At 36.8% G+C, this 21,960-nt stretch carries 25 protein-coding genes and 1 tRNA gene; 11 read left to right on the forward strand and 15 right to left on the reverse strand.

Features of this window, described 5'->3' with window-relative positions:
- The first annotated feature begins 52 nt into the window (after nt 1-52).
- Nucleotides 53-391 (forward strand): sulfur reduction protein DsrE, encoded by a 339-nt coding sequence (locus DIZ80_15095; GenBank protein ID RDH81411.1) that lies wholly within the window; start codon nt 53-55, stop codon nt 389-391.
- 124 nt (nt 392-515) lie between these two features.
- Here the strand turns inward: DIZ80_15095 and DIZ80_15100 are convergent, their stop codons facing one another.
- Together DIZ80_15100 and DIZ80_15105 are read right to left on the reverse strand one after the other, a co-directional pair.
- Complete coding sequence (locus tag DIZ80_15100; protein ID RDH81412.1) at nt 516-839, reverse strand: hypothetical protein; 324 nt, start codon at nt 837-839, stop codon at nt 516-518.
- A gap of 212 nt (nt 840-1,051) precedes the next feature.
- The gene (locus tag DIZ80_15105) at nt 1,052-1,993 is read right to left on the reverse strand and encodes an acetoin utilization protein AcuC (protein RDH81413.1); all 942 of its coding nucleotides are present in this window, start codon (nt 1,991-1,993) and stop codon (nt 1,052-1,054) included.
- A gap of 220 nt (nt 1,994-2,213) precedes the next feature.
- Between DIZ80_15105 and DIZ80_15110 the strand changes: the two genes are divergently transcribed.
- Nucleotides 2,214-2,699 (forward strand): cyclic nucleotide-binding domain-containing protein, encoded by a 486-nt coding sequence (locus DIZ80_15110; GenBank protein RDH81414.1) that lies wholly within the window; start codon nt 2,214-2,216, stop codon nt 2,697-2,699.
- Between the two features lie 331 nt (nt 2,700-3,030).
- Complete coding sequence (locus DIZ80_15115; protein RDH81415.1) at nt 3,031-3,822, forward strand: hypothetical protein; 792 nt, start codon at nt 3,031-3,033, stop codon at nt 3,820-3,822.
- A gap of 48 nt (nt 3,823-3,870) precedes the next feature.
- On the opposite strand, the gene DIZ80_15120 is transcribed toward DIZ80_15115, so the two are convergent.
- Entirely contained in the window at nt 3,871-4,167 is a 297-nt protein-coding gene (locus tag DIZ80_15120) for a hypothetical protein (protein RDH81416.1), read from the reverse strand.
- Between the two features lie 371 nt (nt 4,168-4,538).
- Here DIZ80_15120 and DIZ80_15125 point away from each other — a divergent pair, with 371 nt between their 5' ends.
- Nucleotides 4,539-4,934, forward strand: a complete 396-nt coding sequence (locus tag DIZ80_15125; protein RDH81417.1) for a hypothetical protein — start codon at nt 4,539-4,541, stop codon at nt 4,932-4,934.
- Nucleotides 4,935-5,002: 68 nt separating this feature from the next.
- Nucleotides 5,003-5,578 carry a hypothetical protein gene (locus tag DIZ80_15130; GenBank protein RDH81418.1) on the forward strand — a complete coding sequence of 192 codons (576 nt, stop codon included), beginning with the start codon at nt 5,003-5,005 and terminating at the stop codon, nt 5,576-5,578.
- Nucleotides 5,579-5,603: 25 nt separating this feature from the next.
- On the opposite strand, the gene DIZ80_15135 is transcribed toward DIZ80_15130, so the two are convergent.
- Both DIZ80_15135 and DIZ80_15140 read right to left on the reverse strand, forming a co-directional pair.
- Complete coding sequence (locus tag DIZ80_15135; GenBank protein ID RDH81419.1) at nt 5,604-6,263, reverse strand: hypothetical protein; 660 nt, start codon at nt 6,261-6,263, stop codon at nt 5,604-5,606.
- Nucleotides 6,264-6,291: 28 nt separating this feature from the next.
- Nucleotides 6,292-7,377: a hypothetical protein gene (locus tag DIZ80_15140; GenBank protein RDH81420.1), complete on the reverse strand. Its 1,086-nt coding sequence runs from the start codon at nt 7,375-7,377 to the stop codon at nt 6,292-6,294.
- Nucleotides 7,378-7,638: 261 nt separating this feature from the next.
- Here DIZ80_15140 and DIZ80_15145 point away from each other — a divergent pair, with 261 nt between their 5' ends.
- Together DIZ80_15145 and DIZ80_15150 are read left to right on the forward strand one after the other, a co-directional pair.
- A complete protein-coding gene (locus DIZ80_15145; GenBank protein ID RDH81421.1) occupies nt 7,639-8,238 on the forward strand; it encodes an alpha-ketoglutarate-dependent dioxygenase AlkB in 600 nt (199 codons plus the stop codon).
- Between the two features lie 97 nt (nt 8,239-8,335).
- Nucleotides 8,336-9,046: a hypothetical protein gene (locus DIZ80_15150; GenBank protein RDH81422.1), complete on the forward strand. Its 711-nt coding sequence runs from the start codon at nt 8,336-8,338 to the stop codon at nt 9,044-9,046.
- A gap of 58 nt (nt 9,047-9,104) precedes the next feature.
- Here the strand turns inward: DIZ80_15150 and DIZ80_15155 are convergent, their stop codons facing one another.
- Nucleotides 9,105-10,220, reverse strand: a complete 1,116-nt coding sequence (locus tag DIZ80_15155; GenBank protein ID RDH81423.1) for a hypothetical protein — start codon at nt 10,218-10,220, stop codon at nt 9,105-9,107.
- 193 nt (nt 10,221-10,413) lie between these two features.
- Here DIZ80_15155 and DIZ80_15160 point away from each other — a divergent pair, with 193 nt between their 5' ends.
- The 3 genes from DIZ80_15160 (at nt 10,414) to DIZ80_15170 (ending at nt 12,797) form a co-directional block, all read left to right on the forward strand.
- The gene (locus DIZ80_15160) at nt 10,414-10,614 is read left to right on the forward strand and encodes a hypothetical protein (GenBank protein RDH81424.1); all 201 of its coding nucleotides are present in this window, start codon (nt 10,414-10,416) and stop codon (nt 10,612-10,614) included.
- 140 nt (nt 10,615-10,754) lie between these two features.
- Nucleotides 10,755-11,444 carry a hypothetical protein gene (locus DIZ80_15165; GenBank protein RDH81425.1) on the forward strand — a complete coding sequence of 230 codons (690 nt, stop codon included), beginning with the start codon at nt 10,755-10,757 and terminating at the stop codon, nt 11,442-11,444.
- Between the two features lie 240 nt (nt 11,445-11,684).
- The gene (locus tag DIZ80_15170) at nt 11,685-12,797 is read left to right on the forward strand and encodes a hypothetical protein (protein ID RDH81426.1); all 1,113 of its coding nucleotides are present in this window, start codon (nt 11,685-11,687) and stop codon (nt 12,795-12,797) included.
- Here DIZ80_15170 and DIZ80_15175 read toward each other — a convergent pair.
- On the reverse strand, nt 12,772-13,029 hold the full coding sequence (locus DIZ80_15175) for a hypothetical protein (GenBank protein RDH81427.1): 258 nt from the start codon (nt 13,027-13,029) through the stop codon (nt 12,772-12,774). The two genes, DIZ80_15170 and DIZ80_15175, sit on opposite strands and share 26 nt — an antisense overlap.
- A 679-nt stretch (nt 13,030-13,708) precedes the next feature.
- On the opposite strand from DIZ80_15175, the gene DIZ80_15180 reads away from it, so the two are divergent.
- Nucleotides 13,709-13,897 (forward strand): hypothetical protein, encoded by a 189-nt coding sequence (locus DIZ80_15180; protein RDH81428.1) that lies wholly within the window; start codon nt 13,709-13,711, stop codon nt 13,895-13,897.
- A gap of 704 nt (nt 13,898-14,601) precedes the next feature.
- Here DIZ80_15180 and DIZ80_15185 read toward each other — a convergent pair.
- From DIZ80_15185 to DIZ80_15220, 8 genes are all read right to left on the reverse strand, one after another.
- Nucleotides 14,602-16,014: a hypothetical protein gene (locus tag DIZ80_15185; GenBank protein ID RDH81429.1), complete on the reverse strand. Its 1,413-nt coding sequence runs from the start codon at nt 16,012-16,014 to the stop codon at nt 14,602-14,604.
- 473 nt (nt 16,015-16,487) lie between these two features.
- Nucleotides 16,488-17,030, reverse strand: a complete 543-nt coding sequence (locus DIZ80_15190) for a TlpA family protein disulfide reductase (protein RDH81430.1) — start codon at nt 17,028-17,030, stop codon at nt 16,488-16,490.
- A 43-nt stretch (nt 17,031-17,073) separates the two neighbouring features.
- Nucleotides 17,074-17,580 (reverse strand): hypothetical protein, encoded by a 507-nt coding sequence (locus tag DIZ80_15195; GenBank protein ID RDH81431.1) that lies wholly within the window; start codon nt 17,578-17,580, stop codon nt 17,074-17,076.
- Nucleotides 17,581-17,706: 126 nt separating this feature from the next.
- Entirely contained in the window at nt 17,707-19,164 is a 1,458-nt protein-coding gene (locus DIZ80_15200) for a hypothetical protein (protein RDH81432.1), read from the reverse strand.
- 479 nt (nt 19,165-19,643) lie between these two features.
- Complete coding sequence (locus DIZ80_15205; GenBank protein ID RDH81433.1) at nt 19,644-19,937, reverse strand: hypothetical protein; 294 nt, start codon at nt 19,935-19,937, stop codon at nt 19,644-19,646.
- A gap of 79 nt (nt 19,938-20,016) precedes the next feature.
- Nucleotides 20,017-20,093: transfer RNA gene (locus DIZ80_15210), tRNA-Met, on the reverse strand.
- Between the two features lie 163 nt (nt 20,094-20,256).
- Nucleotides 20,257-21,348: a redox-regulated ATPase YchF gene (locus DIZ80_15215; GenBank protein RDH81434.1), complete on the reverse strand. Its 1,092-nt coding sequence runs from the start codon at nt 21,346-21,348 to the stop codon at nt 20,257-20,259.
- Nucleotides 21,349-21,370: 22 nt separating this feature from the next.
- Nucleotides 21,371-21,955, reverse strand: coding sequence for an aminoacyl-tRNA hydrolase (locus tag DIZ80_15220; protein RDH81435.1), 585 nt, complete (start codon nt 21,953-21,955; stop codon nt 21,371-21,373).
- Between the last annotated feature and the right edge of the window lie 5 nt (nt 21,956-21,960).

Here is a 21,960-nt window from a genome sequence, read left to right on the forward strand (position 1 = left end):
TTTATCAAAAATACAGTAAAAATTATTTTAAATTGAAAACAAGGAATAAAAAATGAAAGTAGCTTACATTTTCTCTACTCAAGGTCATTCTGTCTCGTTCAAACTTGGAAAAATGATATTACCTCAACTTGAAGAAGACGGTCATGGCGTAGACGTTGTTGGTATGTTCTTTTTTGAGGATAACAATTACGTTTTGCAAAAAGGCAATCCCATAGGCGAGCGTCTGGCTAAAATCGCTGATAAAAAAGGCATGTTATTAATGGGATGCGACCAATGTTGCGAAGAACGAGAAATTGAAGATGGTCTTGTAGACGGTGCAGTTATCGGCTGTTTTCCTAACCTGTATAAAGCTTTATCTGGAAATATGCCCGATCACATAATTACTCTATAAAACTATACGCTTATGTCGGGAATAACATATACGATTATCATTCCTGACAGTAGCAATATAAGCAACTGAATAAATACACTGAAATGATAAAGCGATATACCCGGACTAAATCATAAATTTAAAATTATACTTTAGATTTATGATTTGCTTCATACATACCATTCATAAATTCAGCCATAACCCACAGGTAATTATCAATTTGTTCACTATGGATATCACTTTCAGAACAGTTATGTTCAATTGCCGGAGGGTTATCTATTAAATGCCTCAGGTGAGCAGTATAACGAAGTAATCGTACTTTATACTGAGTATCATTAAACGATGTTGCAGGTACATGATTTTCGGTTTTAGGACTTAACCGTTTTGAATTATCATTCAATTTAGCTGAACTAAAACCTAAGGGGATATTAACAACGCGAACAGCCTGCTCAGATTTCAAATTATTCATAAAATATTCTCCATAAACTAAAAAGTTCGACTTAAGGTCTAAAACCTTTTATCTATTTAGTGAATTTTCATTTCTCTGAAACCAGCTCCCTGTATTCCTTCAGGGTATATTTAGCCTACCCCTTTCAATATACAAACTACGTTACATCTGTCACAAAAAATCATTACGATAAGAGATATATATCTCACTTTTTAGCTAGAACGAATAAGTCACTAACAAAGTGATTCAATAACATCATTCCAGGCTGCCTGTATATTTTTCAAATTATATCCACCTCCACCCATAGCGAGTATTCGGCCTTTACATACTCTGTCTGCTAATAAACTCAAGCGTTTTGCTACAAACGCATGAAAATCTGATGTTAGATCAAGCTGCGTTATAGGATCACCGGCTAAACTATCAGCGCCGCATTGAAATAAAATAAAGTCAGGATTAAATTTAGAAATAAATGTTTCTGCTTTCTCCCACAGTGCTGTGGCTGTTTCATCCGTAGTATACGGCGCAAGAGGAATATTAAGCTTTGTACCCTTTGCATTACCAGTACCCGTCTCCAGTATGCTGCCTGTACCTGGATAAAGCGTTGAACCATCCTGGTGAAAATCTACACAACAAAGATCCGCATCATCTTCAAATGAATAAAAAACACCATCACCATGATGTGCGTCAATATCGACATACGCAATACGTAGAACATTATACTGATGTCTTAAATACTCTATTGCAATTCCACAGTCATTAAAAACACAAAAGCCGGCGGCAGAACCCCGAGTTGCATGATGCAAACCCGCTATGGGAATAAAAGCATGGTTACACTTCTCAGACACGATATTATCAACAGCACTTAAAACGCTACCTACCACTACACATGCAGCATCATAAATTCCTCTACGAGCAGGTGTATCACCCGCGTCTAAATAACCCTCTCCACTTATAGACCGTTCAATAACTTTCTGCACATATAACTCTGTATGAAAGAGTTCAAGCTGTTCAATAGTTGCAATCTGACCGGCACATAAACTCACTTTATCGCTAAATTCCCTACGCTCAAACTCCTCTTTGAATTCCCAGTAACGTTTAGGCCCAAATGGATGATCTTCACCAAAATGATATTCCGCTAGTTGATCACTCAATACCAAACATAGTTTAGTTTTCATTTTGTTTTCCAGATATGATGATAATGGTAATATGATTAAGCTATTTTGTTAAAAACGTTATAAATATCAAAAATCAATCTATAATTACTCATAAGACATAACATCAAATCGTCGGTTAATATTTTTAACCTGATGTTTGATTTAGCTTACTATATATTTTTAACGGTCTCTATCAATTGCTTATATTAATAATACAAAATATTTTAATGGGGATTTACTTTTGGGTTTAATAAAAACACCCTCTTCCGAAGATGAATTAGCGAATAGCCTGGAACTTACAAACTGGGCGAAAGATTTTTCATGGCATCAAATTTGCACTATCAGCAAACACATGGAAGCATATACTGCCACAAAAGGCACAGTTATTTTTGATGAGGGATCTGAAGACAATACCATGGCGATCGTTATTAAAGGAAAAATTGATATTATTAAAAGAGAATCAGGCTCGAAGGTAAATATAATAGCCTCAATTTTTCCCTCACAAAGCTTCGGTGAAATGTCATTAATTGATGGTGAAGCCAGATCTGCCCAGGCAATAGCCTCGACAGATGTTGATATGCTATTTTTATCAAAAGATAAGTTATTCGGTTTACTAGAGGACAGTCCAAAATTAGCATTTAAATTACTGCTGATAATTTCACAAATGCTAAGTCAGCGTTTACGTCGAACCAGCGGCAATCTGGTAGCCCAATTAAACAAAGACTAAAACAAAAAAGCCGTGATTAAAAATCACGGCTTTACACATAAAACACACTATACAATATTAGATAATAAAGTTGGCAATCGCAATCAGCATAAACATAACTCCGATCAAAACCCCCACCGTTGTTGCTACACGAGTTAAAATATAACGATCTTCCGTCTGCATATCTACCTCTCGATAACTGTCACTCACAATTTGAGTAACAGTAGCTTAAATATACGTCTAAAATATTTTATTGAGAAATATCAATAAAAATAATTATCATAATTTATAAATATTATTAAAGAATAATGTTTGGTTATATTAAACTAGAATTTAAATAGATACATATCTAATGAGACCAATGAATATATCGAGAAAACTTCATAACTGGCGTGTTTTAAGATCATTAAAAAATCACCCTGTAAAATTTTCAAACTGGAAACATATAAGAACCCTTAGCTGTATTCGATATCTCAGTTCTGTTGAGAAAGCTCGTTTACGCACTTTATGCTCTGTACTCTTATCTCAAAAGGAATTTATAGGTGTTCAGGGATTAGAACTTACTGATAATATGTCACTAATAATTGCCGCACAGGCATGTGTTCCCATATTAAAACTTGGTCTAAACTATTATTCTGGTTTTATACAGATAACAGTTTATCCGAGCGCATTCTGGGTAGTACGCAATGAAATGGATGAAGCGGGAGTTATTCATCGAAAACGTGTTTTACTATCAGGTGAATCCTGGTCTCGAGGCCCTGTTATTCTTTCATGGCAAGACATACAACATGATATAGAGCATCATGACGAAGGACACAATGTGATTATTCATGAGTTTTCTCATAAAATTGATATGTTAAATCGTGGGGCAAATGGCACACCACCAATTCCTGCCGCTACAAGCGAAAAAAAATGGAATGATATTTTTAATTATGCCTATAAGAACCTTCTGGAAAAAATACGCCATCACCATAAACCCAGCATTAACCCTTATGCTGCACAATCACCTGTTGAGTTCTTTGCTGTTGTCAGTGAATACTTTTTCACCGCACCAGAGGTTTTAGGTAAAAATTTTATACAGGTATATAACGAGCTGGCTCTGTTTTATCAACAGGATCCCATCAGACGTAAAACAAAGAACTAACCTTAGCTATAATCACATTGTCTGAAGCACATCACCAAGCTGAGAAATTTATTGATTATCGATTATTCTGGAAAGGCAATTACTTTCAAAAGCCAGGTGTTTGAGAAACACATTGATATCAATGCCAGAAGAATCCAGCTCATATAATGTTTCTGCTATTAATCTCTGTTCATCAGCTTCAGCCTGAAGAATTGAATCAATCACAAACTTATTATCGATAACATGATTGACGCCATCAACAATAATATCCCACTTTTGATAGGGTATTTTTTTATTTTTAAAGAATAATGAAATATACGAGCTGCTCGTTGCAGCAAGTGACTGCCCTTTAGATTTCGAATCCATGATACTTTTAATTCCATCTGCCTACAGAATAACATTACTCTATATCTTACTTCGTATACTACTCCTACAGCAGATCAATGTATGTAACTTGCATTACATTGGAAAAGGTCATATTCCATATGCATTTGCATTTACAGATGAATCAGACATTTATTATCAACTAAGGACATACTTGCGGACACTAATAGGACATATGAGTTAAGTTTACCTGTAACCCCCCCTAAATATTATAAAAAATCTTCGAAAATGCAAGACCGTTAATTAATGTGGACACATCATGTCCGATTAAGTACATGGTGATTTACGCATATAGCTAACATATCGTAATATTCTGTTAAACATAAATGATTAGACGAATATAAAGGGCACACATGGTAGTACCCATCTCAAAGACATTAGATAACCTAAGGGTTTTAATTGTTGATGATAATAAGGATCTTGCCGAATTCTATAGTGACTTACTGTCATTAAACGGCTGTGTTACAAGCGTCTTCAACAATGGTATTGATGCGTTAACAGATTTTAAATTCAAGATTAACAATTACGATCTTATTCTTTCAGATATATCCATGCCAGGCATGACCGGGGATGAACTGGCTGTAGAAGTATTAAAACTTAAACCTGATATGCCTATTATTTTATGTAGTGGCTTTCATCCAGATTTATCAACTGATGACTTAATGAAATTGGGTATTAAACATTTTTTACCTAAACCAATAGATAGTACTAAACTATTAGATATTATTAATGAGTTAAAATTATGTTAATCTCGTTAGATACTTTTATAATTCAACAGGGTATTTAGAATAAACTCGTTTTAAATAAGCAGGAAAAAATGGGAACCAAGAGTAACGTTATTAGTCGGCTGGATATTATACAAAATGAAATCAGCGCGACAAATCAGCAATTTAAAAAATCTCTCTCCACTATAACGGGTAAAAACCCAAGAACAATACGTCGTTGGTATTCTCTTGAAGCCTGCATACAGGACATCGATCTAAATAAAATTGCTGTACATTTTGGCCATCATGAAAACTGGCTTAAATTTGGTGCTCATAATAACAGCCCATCTTTAATTGATGAAATAATGACATCAAATCATTATGGCGCAGTAATAATGAAAGATGGTGCCGCTGAAAAAATGAATCATAAATTTATAGATATGATGAAACTAACAAAACTTACCCTCGACGCTGATGAAGCATGTAAACACGTATTAAGCTTACAAACTGATGAGACCGTTGGTTTATGTGAAATTTCAGGTCAGATTGCGATGCAAAGCGGTTCACACCACCATACTATGGTTATGGTGATGGGAGACGATAAATCTCATACGGTTGATGTAACAACACTCAATATAAATAATGGCCGTGTATTACGAATTATTGCAGACAAAGGGTTAACACCTTAAACCCCGTTATCTCCATACATTAAATTTAGTTAAACTTTTTGGTAATTGACTCATGAACATAAGCAATCATGAGTTCATTGCCTTCAGACTTAATCACCCGATACCATTCATTCACTTTACCCACTATTTTCAACTTAGTACCATCCTGAACGGTCGCGATCACCCTGCCCTCAGGCGAGGCTCGTAATCTACCTCCGTTTGGTGCAACAATAACTAAAATATCAGTTTTATACCCCGGACATGCATGACTACCAAAATACTCTAGTAGGCTTTTATTTTCATTTTCCGCAATTAATGCACCAGTACTGCTTTCAGACAACAAACAATGATTAGAACGAAACAGTGATTCAAGCAAACCCTCATAAGTAACTCTATTTTTATACTTACTTACCTTTTCACGTATATCACGATTACTTAGCGGTAAAGCTATTACCTGTTTTTTTCGTGTTAGTGCGTCATTAAGAATATGACTCAGGCGTTTACTCTGCTCTTTACTTAATACATTTTTTCTACCACAACCTAACAGCATAACAAGTGACTCTAACTGATTCATAGAGTCGCGCCACTGATTGCCCGTATCAATACCTTCATAAGCGTCCATCCAGTTATCCACAGTACCACATGCTAAAACAGACGAACTAAATGAAATTATCAGATTAAAAACACAAATTCTAATTAATATCATCAAACACTCTCAAATTTAATATGAAAATTTATACAACGCAGTTTCTTCCATTATTTTTAGCTTCGTATAAACGCTCATCAGCAAGCTTTATAATTCTGTCCAGATTATTGTCTTTATGATAAGTTGCCACGCCAATACTGACCGTTACCGTAATTTCATTTCCATTACACCTTAAAATATTACAGGCTATTTGAGAACATATTTTTTCAGCAACCATCGATGCATACTTTCCATCTGTTTCGGGTAATAGAACCAGAAACTCCTCACCTCCCCAACGTGATATCTGATCCTGCACCCTCAAACCAGCCTGAATATCATTTGATATTATTTTAATAACCTCATCACCACAATCATGCCCGTTTTTATCATTAATATACTTAAAGTGATCAATATCAATCAGTAATACACTGAGCGGCTTTTCATTTCTTTGTGTTCTTGCCTGCTCATAAACCATCAAATCTGAAATAGCCCTGCGATTAAGTAAATTCGTCAGTGGGTCATGCATTGCAGCATGATAAAAATCCTGACTTAACTGATTAATTTTACCCTGTGATAAAAACAGAGCATTTTCACCAATTCGAGCCGTTAAAAATATACCAATTTGTGAAGCGATATATCTCACTCTAAAGTCATCGCTATACATATTGTTCCAGTACGGGTCTATAGCAAACAAATAAATAGCCGCCAGAGAAATAAACAAAAAAGCTAACCAGTTACATGCAGGGGAGCCATAAATAAATACAATTAACACTATGTATATATAACCCCATAATGGCCCTGTACCATTCACACCACCATCAATTATCAGGAAAAAATACATAATGGCTATTGACAGTATAAGCAGACCTTTACTGATACCTTCATGCTTCTTTCTGACTGCATAGAGCTGAGAAATCACCAGTAACGCAAACACACTATAACAAACCGCTGTTATATGCAGATACCCCTGATAACCACTATAAGTACCAAAAATCAGAAGAAATACCATGCCTAATTTTGTAAATAAATTAAGAATACGCAATCTTCTTTCATGATCAATAGACTGCAGTAACTGCTCAAGACCAAGCTTGCTTTCTATTTCTGGTGATTTATGTGTTAACTTGTTTAAAGACATAATTTAATTCGATACCGCATTGATTAAATAGTTTGAAATGGCTCATTTATGACGCATGTATATTACATCGACTATTCAAATAAGATATGAAACAGATCAATATATAATATACGATTATAACTCATTTAGACTCCGCCCTCCATATAAGATGAGAAGTTAACTTATTGATAATATTGATTTTATCAAACACCACATTATTAAAGCAGACAAATCGATTGAAATATTATTAACAGCAATGATACTTAATGCTGGAGATGTAACATGAATTTATTTAACTATGATCCAGCTTTAAATCTGTTGCCCTGTGATGGAGAGGTCAATTGCTTCGGCAATATTTTTTCAGTCCGGGAAAGTGAGCTTTATTTACAGGGGTTACTCAACAATATTGAGTGGAAAAATGATGAGGTTATAATTTATGGCAAACACATTACTACCAAACGCAAAGTAGCGTGGTACGGTGACAATAATTTCGCTTATCGTTATTCAAATATTACCAGACATGCACTTTGCTGGACAAAAGAGCTTTTAACGTTAAAAGCAATCGTTGAAAGCCACACAAATGTAACCTATAACTCCTGTTTATTAAATTTATATCATAATGGGGATGAGGCAATGTCCTGGCATTGTGATGATGAAAGCACATTAGGTAAAAACCCGAATATTGCCTCACTTAGTTTTGGTGCTGAGAGAAAGTTCTCTCTAAAACATAAAACCAGCAAGCAAACAGTTTCACTTTTATTAGAACCCGGTACTCTATTAGTAATGAAAGGCACCACACAGAATAACTGGTTGCATTGTTTACCTAAAATGAAAAACATCCCTTCACCAAGAATTAACCTCACCTTTAGAACATTTGGTTAATTTATATACATAAAATGCCAAAAATTATACTATTTCACATATTGAAATAAAATAATCAACTAAACTAACATTAGTTTTCTTATCAGGTGCATTAAGTATGAACAATTTTAAATTACCACTTTTACTGGCTTTATCACTCGGCACAGGCAACGCAAGTGCAGATGCACTCGGCCTATACGTAGGTGGCGGCTCATGGAATCATGATGCTAACGGTACATTTGGGACCCTTGGTGATGATGTTATTAATGTAGAATCAGACCTGAGTTATAGTGAAGAATCTGATATTTATTATTATGCAGCATTTGAACACTTCATCCCTCTTCTACCAAACCTGCGCATTGAAGGTGCGACTCTGGGGCATACCGGAACCGCAACTAATTTAGATTTCAATGGCGTTACAGTTACCGGTGATTCATCCATAGACCTGGATACAACGGATGCAATACTCTACTGGCGTTTGCTTGATAACTGGGTGAATTTTGATTTTGGTTTAAATATTCGAAAACTGGATGGCGAATTCACCATTGATACTGAAACCGTTTCCGTATCTGAAACTGTACCGATGTTATATCTTGCGGCTCAATTTGACCTTCCGTTTAGTGGCTTTTCAGTTGGTGCAGATATAAATACCATTAGTCTGTCAGATGTCACTTATCAGGATGTTCGTTTACGCGCAATTTATGAAATGGGCATAATTGGTTTTGAAGCAGGTTATAAAACAACCACCCTTGAGCTTGATGATGTGAGTAACGTTGACGCTGACCTTGAATTTAAAGGCATAATGATTGGTGCATTTCTACATTTTTAATATATAAATGAGCAAGGACGCTTTTTTATTCCGATATCCATATCACTTCTTATTTTAATTATTCTCTGTACCATTCACCGTCATCTTGCAGCTTCATCCATAAAAAACTAAACCAGTAAAAAACACCGGCTTCAGTTTTAGAAGGGGCTGTGCAATTGTATTTCGTTCTGCCGGCTTTGATGGTTTTATTCGCTTTAACATCTACTATGAGCTTTCTATGGTCAATCCAGTCCACCTGTATGCGTCCCTGACCCGATGCATAACATGCCAGTGCTTCTTTTTTATAATTACCCGGTGATAGTTTTATTCTCATAACGGGTATAGCTTCATCTTTTGACACAAGCCCATCTAATGGAGATAAAACCGTCACTGGCAGCCTTAGGCTAGATATTTTAATTTCAAAATCTTCTATTGAATCAAAACCGGTTGCGATTGAAAAACGTGGAATAGCCTGAAAATCAGTTGAATAACTCACTGCACCTGACTGCTGCCCGAGACCAAAATAATTCATTTCTCGTAATATATTTTTTACTTTATTTGAGTATTCGCCATAGGGATAAGCTACCACTCTGACAGGATTTTTAACGTGTTGCTGCAAGGTTAACTGCGCCTGGTGTATTTCATTAATAATACGCTGGCGCCACTGTATTTCATTTTCTGTTGAAGTTTGACGCACAAAATGTGTATGAGACAAACTGTGGTTTCCCACATCTCCACCATAACGCTGTATCTCTCTCAACTGCTGCCAGCTCATAAAATTACGATAACCCTCACCAATATAGTTCGTGGTAACAAATACCGTAAAAGGCCAGCCCCGGTCTTTTAAAATGGGAAAAGCCTCACTATATACAGAACTGTAAGCATCATCAAAGGTCAATACAACGGTTTTAGGGGGTATGCGTTTACCGGTACTAAGGTACATTAATATTTTAATTAAGGGCCAGACAATATATTCATTATCCTCAATAAACTGCATGTGCTGTTTAAACACATCAGGGCTGACGCTGGTGTCCGGGTGAGATTCAGTTGAAACATGGTGATACATTAAAATAACAGCACTATTACCGGACAGAACAGGCTCTGAATAAGCCCTCATCGCATGAGCGGCATCAGATAACGCGAAATACAGACAAAATAATCGGATAAAAATCAACACGTTACACCTGATACCCATCAGTTTTTCAGTAAATCATCCAAAAGAAGAAATACCGGTATTTATATAACAACAAATCAAGAAATTCGAAATAATGTGAATTATGTCATATTTCTAAATCCATACTTACGCTAAATTGTTGATAAGCGTAAAAGCCAAATGATAATAAATTTTACAACCGGTTCTTCTTATTAACGAATAATGGTTAAAAATTATGTCATCTGCCTTAATAAAGCTAGCTACAGCTACACCCTCAATCGATCTAGCTAAATACGATCGTTTATCTAATATATTATTAAAATCCAATACTACCGACGCTAACCATACAGCCTCCTGCATGACAGAAGGGCAACTGGATATTCAGTTTGAAGTAACTTTAGATGTGGATGGTATAGTTACAGACATCTCAGAATAAACTGAGTTTCAGCTCTAAACCCACCAGCTGTTTAGCAATTAATTTTTATTTAATTACTTTATAAACCTGCGTCAGTTAGATATATGAACTAATATATCTGTATACCGCCATTTTCACAGTTTAAGTTTATAATTTATTTAATGTTACCCAGTCACTCGATTCAATTTCAGACCTATTTTAAATCCATTCTTATCTGGTTGGTTTTCACGTGTGTTATAGGTTATTTTCAAATGAAATACACCTTTCAGCTAACCCACCTTAAGCCTTTTTACTTTATCGCACCCGGTGTTATCGGTTTAATTTTTGGCGTAATGACAGCTCGAATAATATTATTAAATAATAAACTCAAATGGATCTCTAAACGTGACCCACTCACTGGCGCTTATAATCATGGCCACTACAAACAGATGTTAAATGAATGGTGTGATGAAAAAGCCACATTTTCATTAATTTTGATCGATATCGATCATTTCAAAAAAATAAATGATGAATATGGACATCAGGCTGGAGATAAAGCGCTCATCCGTGTCAGTGAACTGGTAACTGAAACAAAACGGATATACGATATTTTTGCACGCCATGGGGGTGAAGAGTTTGTATTACTCACACCAAGAACAAAACTGCTTGAAGCATCTGATATCGCAACACGACTATGTCAGATTATTAGTGAAGCTCCCATGCCTTCTGACATGAAATTAACCTGTAGTTTTGGTGTTTCTCAGTTCAGAGCCGACAGTGATACATCCAGCAGTGTATTTGATCGAGCAGATAGAGCTTTGTATGGCTCAAAACATAATGGCAGAAATCAGGTATCCCTTGAGGAACCCTAATCATTTTCACAACACCGTTCAAACACATACGCATGTTCAAGAAACACACCGCTACACAAATAAAGAAGATATTACTTACTAACCCCGTTTAATTGAATCCAAAGAAAATAAATCGGCGCTATCCTAAAGCACTCGCATTATTATTTTTATTTATAGTATTACTGAAAAATGAACAACGGCTTTTAATAATCTATACTCAAAACATAACTAAAATAATGGGAAAATTTATATTTAAACATCATGCCAATAAATTACATATCAAACTTCCATATTGATAATGTAGCAATGCGTTATAGTGATTTCGCACCCCGCTTATTTAATTATTGCCTGTCACTTGGTATGAAAGCAAATAACATCATGCCCTCACGTGCTTTCTGCTCTGATGAAAACCAGGGTTTTCCTATTATTCTAATTGCAAAACACTTTGCAACTTTCCCGTTTAATCATGGGCGTGTTGGTGGTGTAGTAGCTACTGACCGACATGGCCCACATGCACAACACGGAAAAGACGTAGTACTTATTCAGGCTAGCCACGTAGGTTATAACTCTGCAAATAATGAGTTTGGCTTATATCGCCGATTGCAAACAGAGAAACACGAGTTCTCTGAGGATTGTGGGGCCATTTGTGGCGTGCTTCACTGGTATAAAGAAGAGTATGATTTTGCCTGCCAGCATATTGCACTAAATATTGAAAATGGTCAGAAAATAATTATTATCGATAATCAACTGCTAAACACGGATAGAGAGCAAGGTATTTTTTTAAATCTGGACAAGCTTATTAATAACACTGTAATTAAACATACTTACAGCACCGCTAAAGCATTTCAGGCATCAGATGAACTTATTAAACTCGTTAATACTAACTGGCCTGACAAAAAATCAGCTTTCAACAGACGCCTGCTGCCAGAGCACTTTTATTTTAAACATAATACAGATAACACACTTGCCAGTGGTATACTCAATCACAACCTGATTAAATCTATGCCTGAAATAATCTGTAGCCAATCACCCGAACTTAGTGCAGCACAGATAAATACTCAAATTGAGTTTGATCGAACATACCGAACTATCATAAAAGAAAAAGCCTACCGGGGTAAAAAAATAGTATTTATTTCCGGCTTGCATATCGACATCTCACCCGACGAAGACCAACTATTTCCATTAACAAAATTTATTCCCTGGGCTGCTTATATTCAGGACGAAAATGGCGAGGGTTACACACTAGAACAACAGGATATTTATCTGGCTCTTAAACAACAAAGCAAGGAAAATCCACATAAAATCGACTTGACCAAAGCAATACATCAAATGGAAAAACAGGCAGAAATTAAACTACAGGTGGATATAGATTAAATGCGGGGCCCTTGCCTCGAATCATATAACCGCGCAAGCTAGCAAGAGACAAATGATTACCATCGGTTAATTGTATTCCGGCCATAACTGTTGGTAATCGCAAGTCAATTAACTGATGCTCAACCTGATTAACTTTATCTAATTTAGTAATGCTATTAACAGATATTATTGCCACAATAATCACTACCAAATCAAACCCTAAAAACAACTTATTCTTTATTGTTAACTTCATATCTTCTCCATAAATGATATTGAAATATTTTTAAAATGTAGTTAATTAAGATTAAGAAAACAACTGGAAACAATGACACTTAGGACCATTGAGTCATTTTAGCGTGGTAGAATTGAGCGCGAGCCTGTACAAACTCATCTGAACTTTGATTTAATTCAATTGGGATTTTATTAATAATTTACTACTTTTCCCGCATATACTTAACAGGCAGCACTTACTACATCATTATTTTTATCCCTACTTCAGCACCTCCCTGAGATTTTGTTGATTTATTACTAACATATTGTTTATATTTTTTATGATTAAATTGATTTTAAACTCACACGTTTTTAAACACTTTACAGACATTATTTGGAAATTCCTTGTATCTTTGAACAATCAGAGACAGAAAATTCTGATAGTGCACGCTTTTTTACAGTTCCATTAGATATTGTGAAAATATTCTCTAACACTTATAACTACATCTCTTCGAAATATAAATAATACAAAAATCAGTGCATCCCACCCACATTCGCAGTGTTATTAAACACAGTTTTCTACAAGTAATCAGGTTCACCCTGACCCGGATTTAACCTTCATTTAACTGACGAACTGCAGAATATAAAGTTGCTTTATCTACTAAAATTCATAGTTACTGATAAAAACATTATCAGTTGATTACAATTTTAAGGAGAAGATTATGGATGTAACAGGTCCCGCTGGTAACGCTTCACAGGCTATTTCGATCTCACCTCCACCAGAGACGAGTGAGGTTCAGTCAGCCTCCAGTACAGATGTGCCAGAATCAGAGGCCGATCAGGAAGTCGCTTCAACACAACGTATTGACCCCGACTCTAATGTTGGCAACAATGTTGATACTACCGCTTAGCCTGATTTTGTATCTCTCAATAATCATCAATAGACACATTGATGACAGAACACAATAATCTCTATTATTTGAAATTACTGGATCTGTCACTATTCAAAATTAATATTTAATTAGAACACTACTAAGGAAGTTGCGTTATAGGGAAATAATATTTTTTATAAACATGGTAAACACACCGGAATTTGAATCTAGTACATCATCATTATGATCATCCATTTTAGTATATTCGCCAAACTGCCTTAAACGAATTTTGTATTATAAAAAACGAGTTAGTTATTCACCTTTTTCATGTGCTAATACCTCTATACCGGCCCGGAGACAGCTCAGAAGTTTCATTTTTTAATATTTGCGAAAATTAGAGAACATGAAAAATAAATTCATATTTACTAGGCACCAATAAAGAGCATGGCTCCGCCAGACAAAAATAGAGTCACTTACCACGGCAGCAGACAACCGAGTGATAACTAAGAATAACGAAAACAGGTAAGATTTTTTATCTTTAGAAGCCACAATCATTGCCGACCTATTAGAACAATTTTTATCAGAATCAGCAGAACACCAGATCTCAGTCTTTTATTTTCTATTAACGTCTAAATTACAAAAATTTAATACCAGGACGTTGAACATTTTAACTCTATCTACATCAGAAAATAAAAAGTGGAGCCAGAATTTCAGCTCCACCCTTTAAATCAGAACATTAAATTTTATTGAGACACTGGTATCATGTCATAAGTTAACTCACCTAGAGGAATAAGATTCATTCCTGATACTGCCGCAGGAAGATCAAGAGAGACTGAGTAATTTACAATTTTCTGTAAATCATCCAGCACTGCTACTGGCAACTCTTTATAGCTATCCATTTCTTCAGTACTCATAGCAGCAAAAGCATCCTTGAACAGAACATTAAACATAAAACCGGGCTCCAGAAAACTAATAACTAACATATCGTAATCACCACTACCCGAAGTGCTCTCAATAGCCGTTACAGTTATTTCACAGGGTAATGCAGGAGCATGATGACGCCCTGTTGCCAAAGCTTCTTTTGCATATTTAGGTGAACACGCCTCAATCACGAAGTTCTTGTAACCAGCTGCACCATCATCTGCACCAACACCAGGTAATCCCAGTGGTAACTCACGCCCTGAACGCCAGCTTGAACCCTCACTCAATATTGAATCAAGGACAGGATTATGAATACCATTTTGAACACCAGATTCATCTGCCATCGTTTCAATAATCGTAGCAGCAACTTCTTTAACCTGTGCTGACGTAAATTCAGTTCCGTCATTCTTCATGTAACCATAATGAAGATATGGAGAGTTATAGGGTGAGTTTTCAACAACACTAAGTATCTCGTCTTCTGTATAAGCAGGCCCCAGTTTTTCTGATAAAGCAGTATAGGAAAGATCTGCAGCATCTAATGCATGGTAAACAATGGCTTTTAGCTCATTTTTAACTGCACCAGGTAATTTGGAAATTTCATCTGCGAAAGCCGCATCTTCCATTTGAGGACCAAAAACAACATCACTAAAGAACAGGCTGAAGATAGCTTCAGGATTTAGCATATCAACGTAAATGTTTTCACCATCGTTATACACTGTTACTTCACAGGGTAGAGTTGGCGCATGAATAAATCCATTAGCGACTTTCGATGTATCATCATCAGTAACTACATTTGTTGCTCCTAGTGCCTTTTTGGCATAGTAGGAATTACATATATCCATTACTTTAACTTTATACGCTCCGGATTCTGCATCATCAGGATCAATAGTCTCAATTGAGGGTATCTGTAAAATAGCATCACTGAGTGTTGCAGGGTCTTCATCTGAACCACCAATGATCCAGTTTGCAGGAAATCCTGACGCAGCAACATCATCCTCTTTCTCAATGTACAGGTGAATGGCATCGGCTACCGTCTGTGCTTTGCTGTATGTATCAGCATAATTAACACTGCCATCTATATTTTTCACAACCTCCAGAGTCGCTATTCTTTCAAACGGTGTGAATGTTGAAGGAGCAGAATCATCACTGCATCCATTTATGCCAAGTACAAAAGCAGCAGCAAGACCAATGGATGAACATTTTTTCAATAAGCCAGTTTTTTTAACAATTTTCATGATCTATATTTCCCCTCAAGGATTATATTTGTTGTAATTAATCACATGCAAAAATTAAAAATTTTCACAGTAAAATTCAAGTTGAAGTCATTTAAATTGATAGTAAGGGGGAGGAGTTCTCAGATATGTAATCACTATCTGCTTAATAACTTTAGCTAACAAACCAGAAGATGCCATGAATTACTTCGTTCATTTTCGTTGATTTTTAATAAGAAACAATATCGCTGGATATCAACAAGTTACAACCCACTGTTAAAAATAAACATTGTATTTAACCGCAATTACTCAAAAATATTTAGTTGCAAGCTGACCATAAACCCAACTTTTTTTGATAATTGATAAAAATTATTCGAGAAATTCGGTCGGATCAGGAAAAAATGCTTATTTATTGAATAATTTAAACTGCTGTCCAGAATAGAAAAATGATGATTTGAAAGTGATCGATTTTATCTCTAATAACAGACTTAAAAAAACTAAAGTGACTTTTTATTTTCGTTCGACTTTGTAGGCTGTTTTTTGTTCTGGAATTCATGTTTATTACGTTGAATATAATCTTCTAGCATCTGCATGGTAATAGCCCCCTGCTGCCTTGCAACCAGTTTACCTTCAGGGCTAATTATAAATGTTGTAGGTAAAATGGTGACATTTCCAAACGGGGTTACCTGCTCAAACGGCACTGATAACAGTGGAAAACTAATCTTCATTTTGTCCCTGAAACTTGCCATCACCTCTATGGGTAACTCCTCCTGGTTAATACCTAAAACCACCGCATCAGTTTCTTTATGCTGATTGTGAAAAACACTGAGTTCTGGCATCTCCCTCAAACAGGGCCCACAGAAGATCCCCCAGTAGTTAACAACAATCCATTTGCCACGATACCGTTCAATCGTATGAAGATCACCCTGTAAATCTTTTGACGAGAAACTGATAGCCTCTGCAGCAGACGTTACCTGAGAAAATAACTGAGAAGATAAAAGAAAAATAGATATTGAAATAATAAGTTGTTTAATCGACATTGTTCACATATATCAGGACAAATTGTAATTAAGAATATATAAGCTAACTATTCTGTTTGCTATTATATTTAACATATTTTTCTAATAACATTTGTTTAGAAATATAAGCTTCCAGTGCCTGTTTTGTGATTACACCTGCTTCACCGGCAACTACATTTCCTTCGGGATCTACAATATATGTAGTAGGTAGTACGGGCACCACGCCTAACGGTGTTTCCCTCACTTCTTCGCTAAGCCAGACTGGGTATGGGATTTCGTAAGCGCCAACAAAACCTTTTAATTGAGTCTTGTTAATCGTCTCATAATTAATGCCAATAACAACAATATTAGAATCTATGTTTTCTTCATGCAATTTAGCAAGATCAGGTAATTCTTTAATACAACTACCACACCAGGTTGCCCAGTAATTTACAACAACCCACTTTCCTTTGTATTGTTCCAGTGACTGTATATTGCCATTTACATCCGGTAGTTTATATTCGACAGCACTTGATGCTGTACTTATTAAAAATAAAAAAGAGCTAATAAAAAAAATAAATAATTTGTTCATAATATAACCGGGTAATTAAAACTGTGGGTAAAAAATTCCCCCGGGTTTGCCTGCCATGTTATTCGTGGGTGAATAATCATGACAGTGCTGCAAACCACGAGGGAAGATTCCCTTTAACGCTATATGCTATGGAAGCATGTTGTACTTGATTTGAACACCTTCGTTCATAGCAATACCTGAATTAACTTCAAGTGCCGCTTTAACAATGTTCTGCAGGTCAGTCATAATCAGACCAGGGATTGCGCCAAACTTTGACTTATCTTCTTCTGAAATATCAGCAAACAATGATTTCAGCATGAAGTCAGGGTCAAGGTAGCTAATTACCAGCTTAGTACCACCGTCAATGATCTTCACAGTAATTTCACATGGCAGTGCATTTACGTGAGAAAGACCCGTGCTCATCGCCATCTTCGCATATAAAGGAGAACATGCTTCGATGATGTGGTTTTTGCCAGGGATAGAGATAGGCGCTATACGTGCTGATCTCCAACTTGATTTAGGACTCAGAATACTATCAAGAGTTGCACCTGTTTCTTCGTCAATAACTGTTGGGTGAACACCAGGTGTTGAACCTTCAGCTTCTTTACTTAATGTATCGATAATAGTCTGTGCTACTGTTTTAGATTCAGTTTCAGTAAATACACCACCATCAACCTTGGTATAGCCTACGTGCTTGTATGGAGATTGCTGATCACTTGAAGCGACTACTTCAATGATATCTTCCATGCTGTCATAAACTGGACCAATTTTCTTATCCAGAATTTTCGTTGCAGGATCAAAATCTAACAGAGCGGCATAGATAGTTGCTTTAATTTCATCTTTAACCTGTGGAGGCATTGCATATAGTGCATCTCTGAAATCTCTATCTGCCATTTCTTCACTAACGAGTACATCGCTGAAGAACAGAGTAAAGATTGCTGATGGATCAAGCATATCTACATAAATTTTATCCTCGTCTAACCAGATAGAAACTTCACAAGGTAGAGCAGGTGCATGTGAATAACCATTCACAATATATTTACCCGTACCGTCTTCAGCACTTCCTGTAATTGGATCTACACCCATCGCCAGTGCTGCATATTTACCATTACAGAAATCCAGTACATTGGCTTTCTTGGTATTGGCTTTTGTTACCACACCAGTTTCTACATAAGTTGCATCATTTGGATTAATAGGATCAGGTGAAGGAATAGCCAGTACCGCATGGTTGATTTCATCATCAGTACATACACGGGTATCTATACATGTCTTACTAGTACCACCCAGTTTCCAGTCAATACCCTGAATAACATCACTACCCAGCTGATCAGCTTCTTTCATTCTTGCTACATAAGTTGCCAGCGCAACTGAAGCTTCGCGTGCTTTTGCATAACTTGCAGTGTAGTCAATTTGACCTTTTACGCGAACAACATTCATTGATGCGATTCGGCTAACCGGTGTAAATGGCTTGAAGCCCTGCTTTGATTCTGGAGCACCAGCAACCGCTGCTGTAGATCCCATTGTTAGACCCAGTGCGAGTAACACACCACCACATACTGATTTTTTAACCCACTGATTTACAGTAGACGTTGATTTCACTTTCATTTGTTTCTCCAATTATTTTTACATTTAATTATAAATTGCTATGAATTCACCGAAGGCCAGCTTTTTCATTTCAATTTGTGATTAAAAGATTAAACAGTTGATGGAGATTTATCTATTGTTTCGTTCGTCAAAAATCGTGCATAACAGTACAATAAATTTTCTTTTTATTTATTAGTGAGTTAGATAAAAAATAAAACAGTTTGTACGAAATTGTACGAAGCAATACAGACCTGACATTTGATTTGTATCAAACATAAAAAAAGCTCATCACCTGTACAGGTGATGAGCTTTTCTGTGTCAACTAACAATTTAGCTTAGTCGTCGTCATTTTCTACAACAACTTCTGAACCAGATGCTTCATAAATAGTGTATTTCTATCATCCTGTTACTAAAAAAGAAGTATTCTCGATGACAGCAATCTCAAAGTATAGGGGACGGAGGGATTAAAATTTAATCCCGCCGTCCCCTTTTAATAGAAACTATACTGCGACTTCTAATTTTTCTTTTTTCAATTCTCTTTCAAGAATAAAACAGGCAAAGGGTATAACTGATGCCACTATCACTAACATCCAGAACATTACCGACCAGCCCTGTTTGTGACTCACGGCCAGTGATAAAACAACATAAGCCAACCAGAGCAAACCGTGAGTCATACCAACTATCCACACAATATCAAATGCAGCGAAGTAATATTTAGCTGGCATGGCGATCATGAAAAGAGCGATGAGTGAAAGGCCTTCGATAATGCTTAGTGTTCTGAAAGTATTTAACATATTAAATCTACTGCTATAAAAAATTAATGGGTATAAAACAAAACAGCCACTCTATAGAGTGGCTGTTTTGATATAAATATGGTGGCTACACCGGGATTTGAACCTGGGACCCCATCATTATGAGTGATGTGCTCTAACCAGCTGAGCTATGTAGCCGTTTTTACTAAGTAGTCATTGCTAATATTGACTGCAACGAGGGCGCGAATTTTGCTTGTTTTCGGAGGTTTTGTCAAGGCTGTTTGGGGATATTCTATCATCAAAATAGCTCCATTTACCGACAGACACTGGATTCCTGCCTACGCAGGAATAACAGCGCTACTTATACATTAAATCTGAAATGCAGCACATCTCCGTCCTGTACGACGTAATCTTTACCTTCTACTCTGAGCTTACCCGCATCTTTAGCGCCAGCTTCACCGTTGTACTCTATGAAATCATCATATGCCATGGTTTCGGCACGTATAAAGCCTTTTTCAAAGTCTGTATGGATTACACCCGCCGCCTGTGGTGCGGTTGCGCCTACTGCTACTGTCCAGGCTCTTACTTCTTTTACACCTGCGGTGAAATACGTTTGCAAACCAAGCAATGTATAACCCGCTCTGATTACTCGATTTAAACCCGGCTCTTCAAGCCCCATTTCATCGAGGAAGTCTTTTTTCTCTTCTTCGTCCAACTCAATTAACTCTTCTTCAATTGATGCACAGACAGCAACTACCTGAGCGCCTTCTGAGTTCGCATGCTCGGTTATCTGGTCTAGCAAGGGGTTATTTTCAAAGCCATCTTCGCTCACATTAGCGATATACATGGTGGGTTTAATTGTTAACAGATGTAAATCTCGAACCTGTAAAACATCATCTTCACTCAGCCCCATGGTGCGCACCATCAGACCTTCGTCTAAATGCGCTTTTACTTTTTCTAATACGGCGATTTTTGCTTTTGCATCTTTATCTCCGGATTTAGCCACTTTTGCAGTTTTAAAAATCGATTTTTCTACCGATTCCATATCCGCCAGTGCCAGCTCGGTATTGATAACATCGATATCATCTAACGGGCTGATTTTACCGGCCACATGAACAATGTCATCATTTTCAAAACAACGTACAACCTGTGCGATCGCATCGGTTTCACGAATGTTGGCTAAAAACTTATTACCCAGGCCTTCACCCTTGGATGCTCCGGCAACTAAACCCGCGATATCAACAAATTCCATGGTAGTAGCCAGTACTTTCTCGGGTTTTACGATTTCAGCTAATGCATCTAAACGTGAGTCAGGCATAGGCACCATACCGACATTAGGCTCAATGGTGCAGAACGGATAATTCTCCGCCTGAATACCGGCCTGTGTAAGTGCGTTGAATAAGGTGGATTTACCTACGTTTGGTAAACCGACTATGCCGCATTTGAAACCCATGATGTTTTCCTGTGTGTACTGGTTATTTACTGTGTAGACGATGCACGGCTTTTTCCCAGCTGCCTTCAGCTAGCAGGGGGAGCACTCTTAAAGCATCATCTATTGAATTATCTATGCTGATTTGCTCATCTTGCGATGCCCGGTGCAGCACATAGTCCGACACCTGATCCCGATTACCCGGGTGACCGATTGCAATTCGTAATCGGTTAAATTCTTTTCCCATATGCGCAATCGTATCGCGCAGGCCATTGTGCCCACCATGACCACCGCCAGTTTTTAACTTAACAGTACCTGGCTCTAAATCGAGCTCATCATGAGCGACCAATATATTTTCAGTGGGAATTTTGTAGAAAGAGGCCAGCTGTTTTATTGCTAAACCACTGCGGTTCATAAAGGTGACGGGTTTGAGCAACCAGACATCACGGCCCTCTAGCACGACTTTACAAACATCACCTGAAAATTTGTTTTCAGGACGAAAATGCGCGCCCTTTAGGCGCGCAATTTCTTCAACAAACCAGAAGCCTGCATTATGTCGTGTCTGCTCATATTTAGAACCCGGATTGCCGAGACCGACAATGAGTTCAATGTTTACAGTTTTAGCCGACATAGATG

Source organism: endosymbiont of Galathealinum brachiosum (genome assembly GCA_003349885.1).
Lineage (GTDB): Bacteria > Pseudomonadota > Gammaproteobacteria > SZUA-229 > SZUA-229 > SZUA-229.

What these genes read in the sequence shown, in the direction of transcription:
- DIZ80_15185 (RDH81429.1), bottom strand. Translation starts at nt 16,014, where the DNA reads ATGAAAATTGTTAAAAAAACTGGCTTATTGAAAAAATGTTCATCCATT.
- DIZ80_15155 (RDH81423.1), bottom strand. Translation starts at nt 10,220, where the DNA reads ATGGGTATCAGGTGTAACGTGTTGATTTTTATCCGATTATTTTGTCTG.
- DIZ80_15105 (RDH81413.1), bottom strand. Translation starts at nt 1,993, where the DNA reads ATGAAAACTAAACTATGTTTGGTATTGAGTGATCAACTAGCGGAATAT.
- DIZ80_15215 (RDH81434.1), bottom strand. Translation starts at nt 21,348, where the DNA reads ATGGGTTTCAAATGCGGCATAGTCGGTTTACCAAACGTAGGTAAATCC.
- DIZ80_15165 (RDH81425.1), top strand. Translation starts at nt 10,755, where the DNA reads ATGTTACCCAGTCACTCGATTCAATTTCAGACCTATTTTAAATCCATT.
- DIZ80_15095 (RDH81411.1), top strand. Translation starts at nt 53, where the DNA reads ATGAAAGTAGCTTACATTTTCTCTACTCAAGGTCATTCTGTCTCGTTC.
- DIZ80_15145 (RDH81421.1), top strand. Translation starts at nt 7,639, where the DNA reads ATGAATTTATTTAACTATGATCCAGCTTTAAATCTGTTGCCCTGTGAT.
- DIZ80_15140 (RDH81420.1), bottom strand. Translation starts at nt 7,377, where the DNA reads ATGTCTTTAAACAAGTTAACACATAAATCACCAGAAATAGAAAGCAAG.
- DIZ80_15200 (RDH81432.1), bottom strand. Translation starts at nt 19,164, where the DNA reads ATGAAAGTGAAATCAACGTCTACTGTAAATCAGTGGGTTAAAAAATCA.
- DIZ80_15170 (RDH81426.1), top strand. Translation starts at nt 11,685, where the DNA reads ATGCCAATAAATTACATATCAAACTTCCATATTGATAATGTAGCAATG.
- DIZ80_15120 (RDH81416.1), bottom strand. Translation starts at nt 4,167, where the DNA reads ATGGATTCGAAATCTAAAGGGCAGTCACTTGCTGCAACGAGCAGCTCG.
- DIZ80_15205 (RDH81433.1), bottom strand. Translation starts at nt 19,937, where the DNA reads ATGTTAAATACTTTCAGAACACTAAGCATTATCGAAGGCCTTTCACTC.
- DIZ80_15175 (RDH81427.1), bottom strand. Translation starts at nt 13,029, where the DNA reads ATGAAGTTAACAATAAAGAATAAGTTGTTTTTAGGGTTTGATTTGGTA.
- DIZ80_15195 (RDH81431.1), bottom strand. Translation starts at nt 17,580, where the DNA reads ATGAACAAATTATTTATTTTTTTTATTAGCTCTTTTTTATTTTTAATA.
- DIZ80_15160 (RDH81424.1), top strand. Translation starts at nt 10,414, where the DNA reads ATGTCATCTGCCTTAATAAAGCTAGCTACAGCTACACCCTCAATCGAT.
- DIZ80_15150 (RDH81422.1), top strand. Translation starts at nt 8,336, where the DNA reads ATGAACAATTTTAAATTACCACTTTTACTGGCTTTATCACTCGGCACA.
- DIZ80_15100 (RDH81412.1), bottom strand. Translation starts at nt 839, where the DNA reads ATGAATAATTTGAAATCTGAGCAGGCTGTTCGCGTTGTTAATATCCCC.
- DIZ80_15130 (RDH81418.1), top strand. Translation starts at nt 5,003, where the DNA reads ATGGGAACCAAGAGTAACGTTATTAGTCGGCTGGATATTATACAAAAT.
- DIZ80_15125 (RDH81417.1), top strand. Translation starts at nt 4,539, where the DNA reads ATGGTAGTACCCATCTCAAAGACATTAGATAACCTAAGGGTTTTAATT.
- DIZ80_15190 (RDH81430.1), bottom strand. Translation starts at nt 17,030, where the DNA reads ATGTCGATTAAACAACTTATTATTTCAATATCTATTTTTCTTTTATCT.
- DIZ80_15135 (RDH81419.1), bottom strand. Translation starts at nt 6,263, where the DNA reads ATGATATTAATTAGAATTTGTGTTTTTAATCTGATAATTTCATTTAGT.
- DIZ80_15180 (RDH81428.1), top strand. Translation starts at nt 13,709, where the DNA reads ATGGATGTAACAGGTCCCGCTGGTAACGCTTCACAGGCTATTTCGATC.
- DIZ80_15220 (RDH81435.1), bottom strand. Translation starts at nt 21,955, where the DNA reads ATGTCGGCTAAAACTGTAAACATTGAACTCATTGTCGGTCTCGGCAAT.
- DIZ80_15115 (RDH81415.1), top strand. Translation starts at nt 3,031, where the DNA reads ATGAGACCAATGAATATATCGAGAAAACTTCATAACTGGCGTGTTTTA.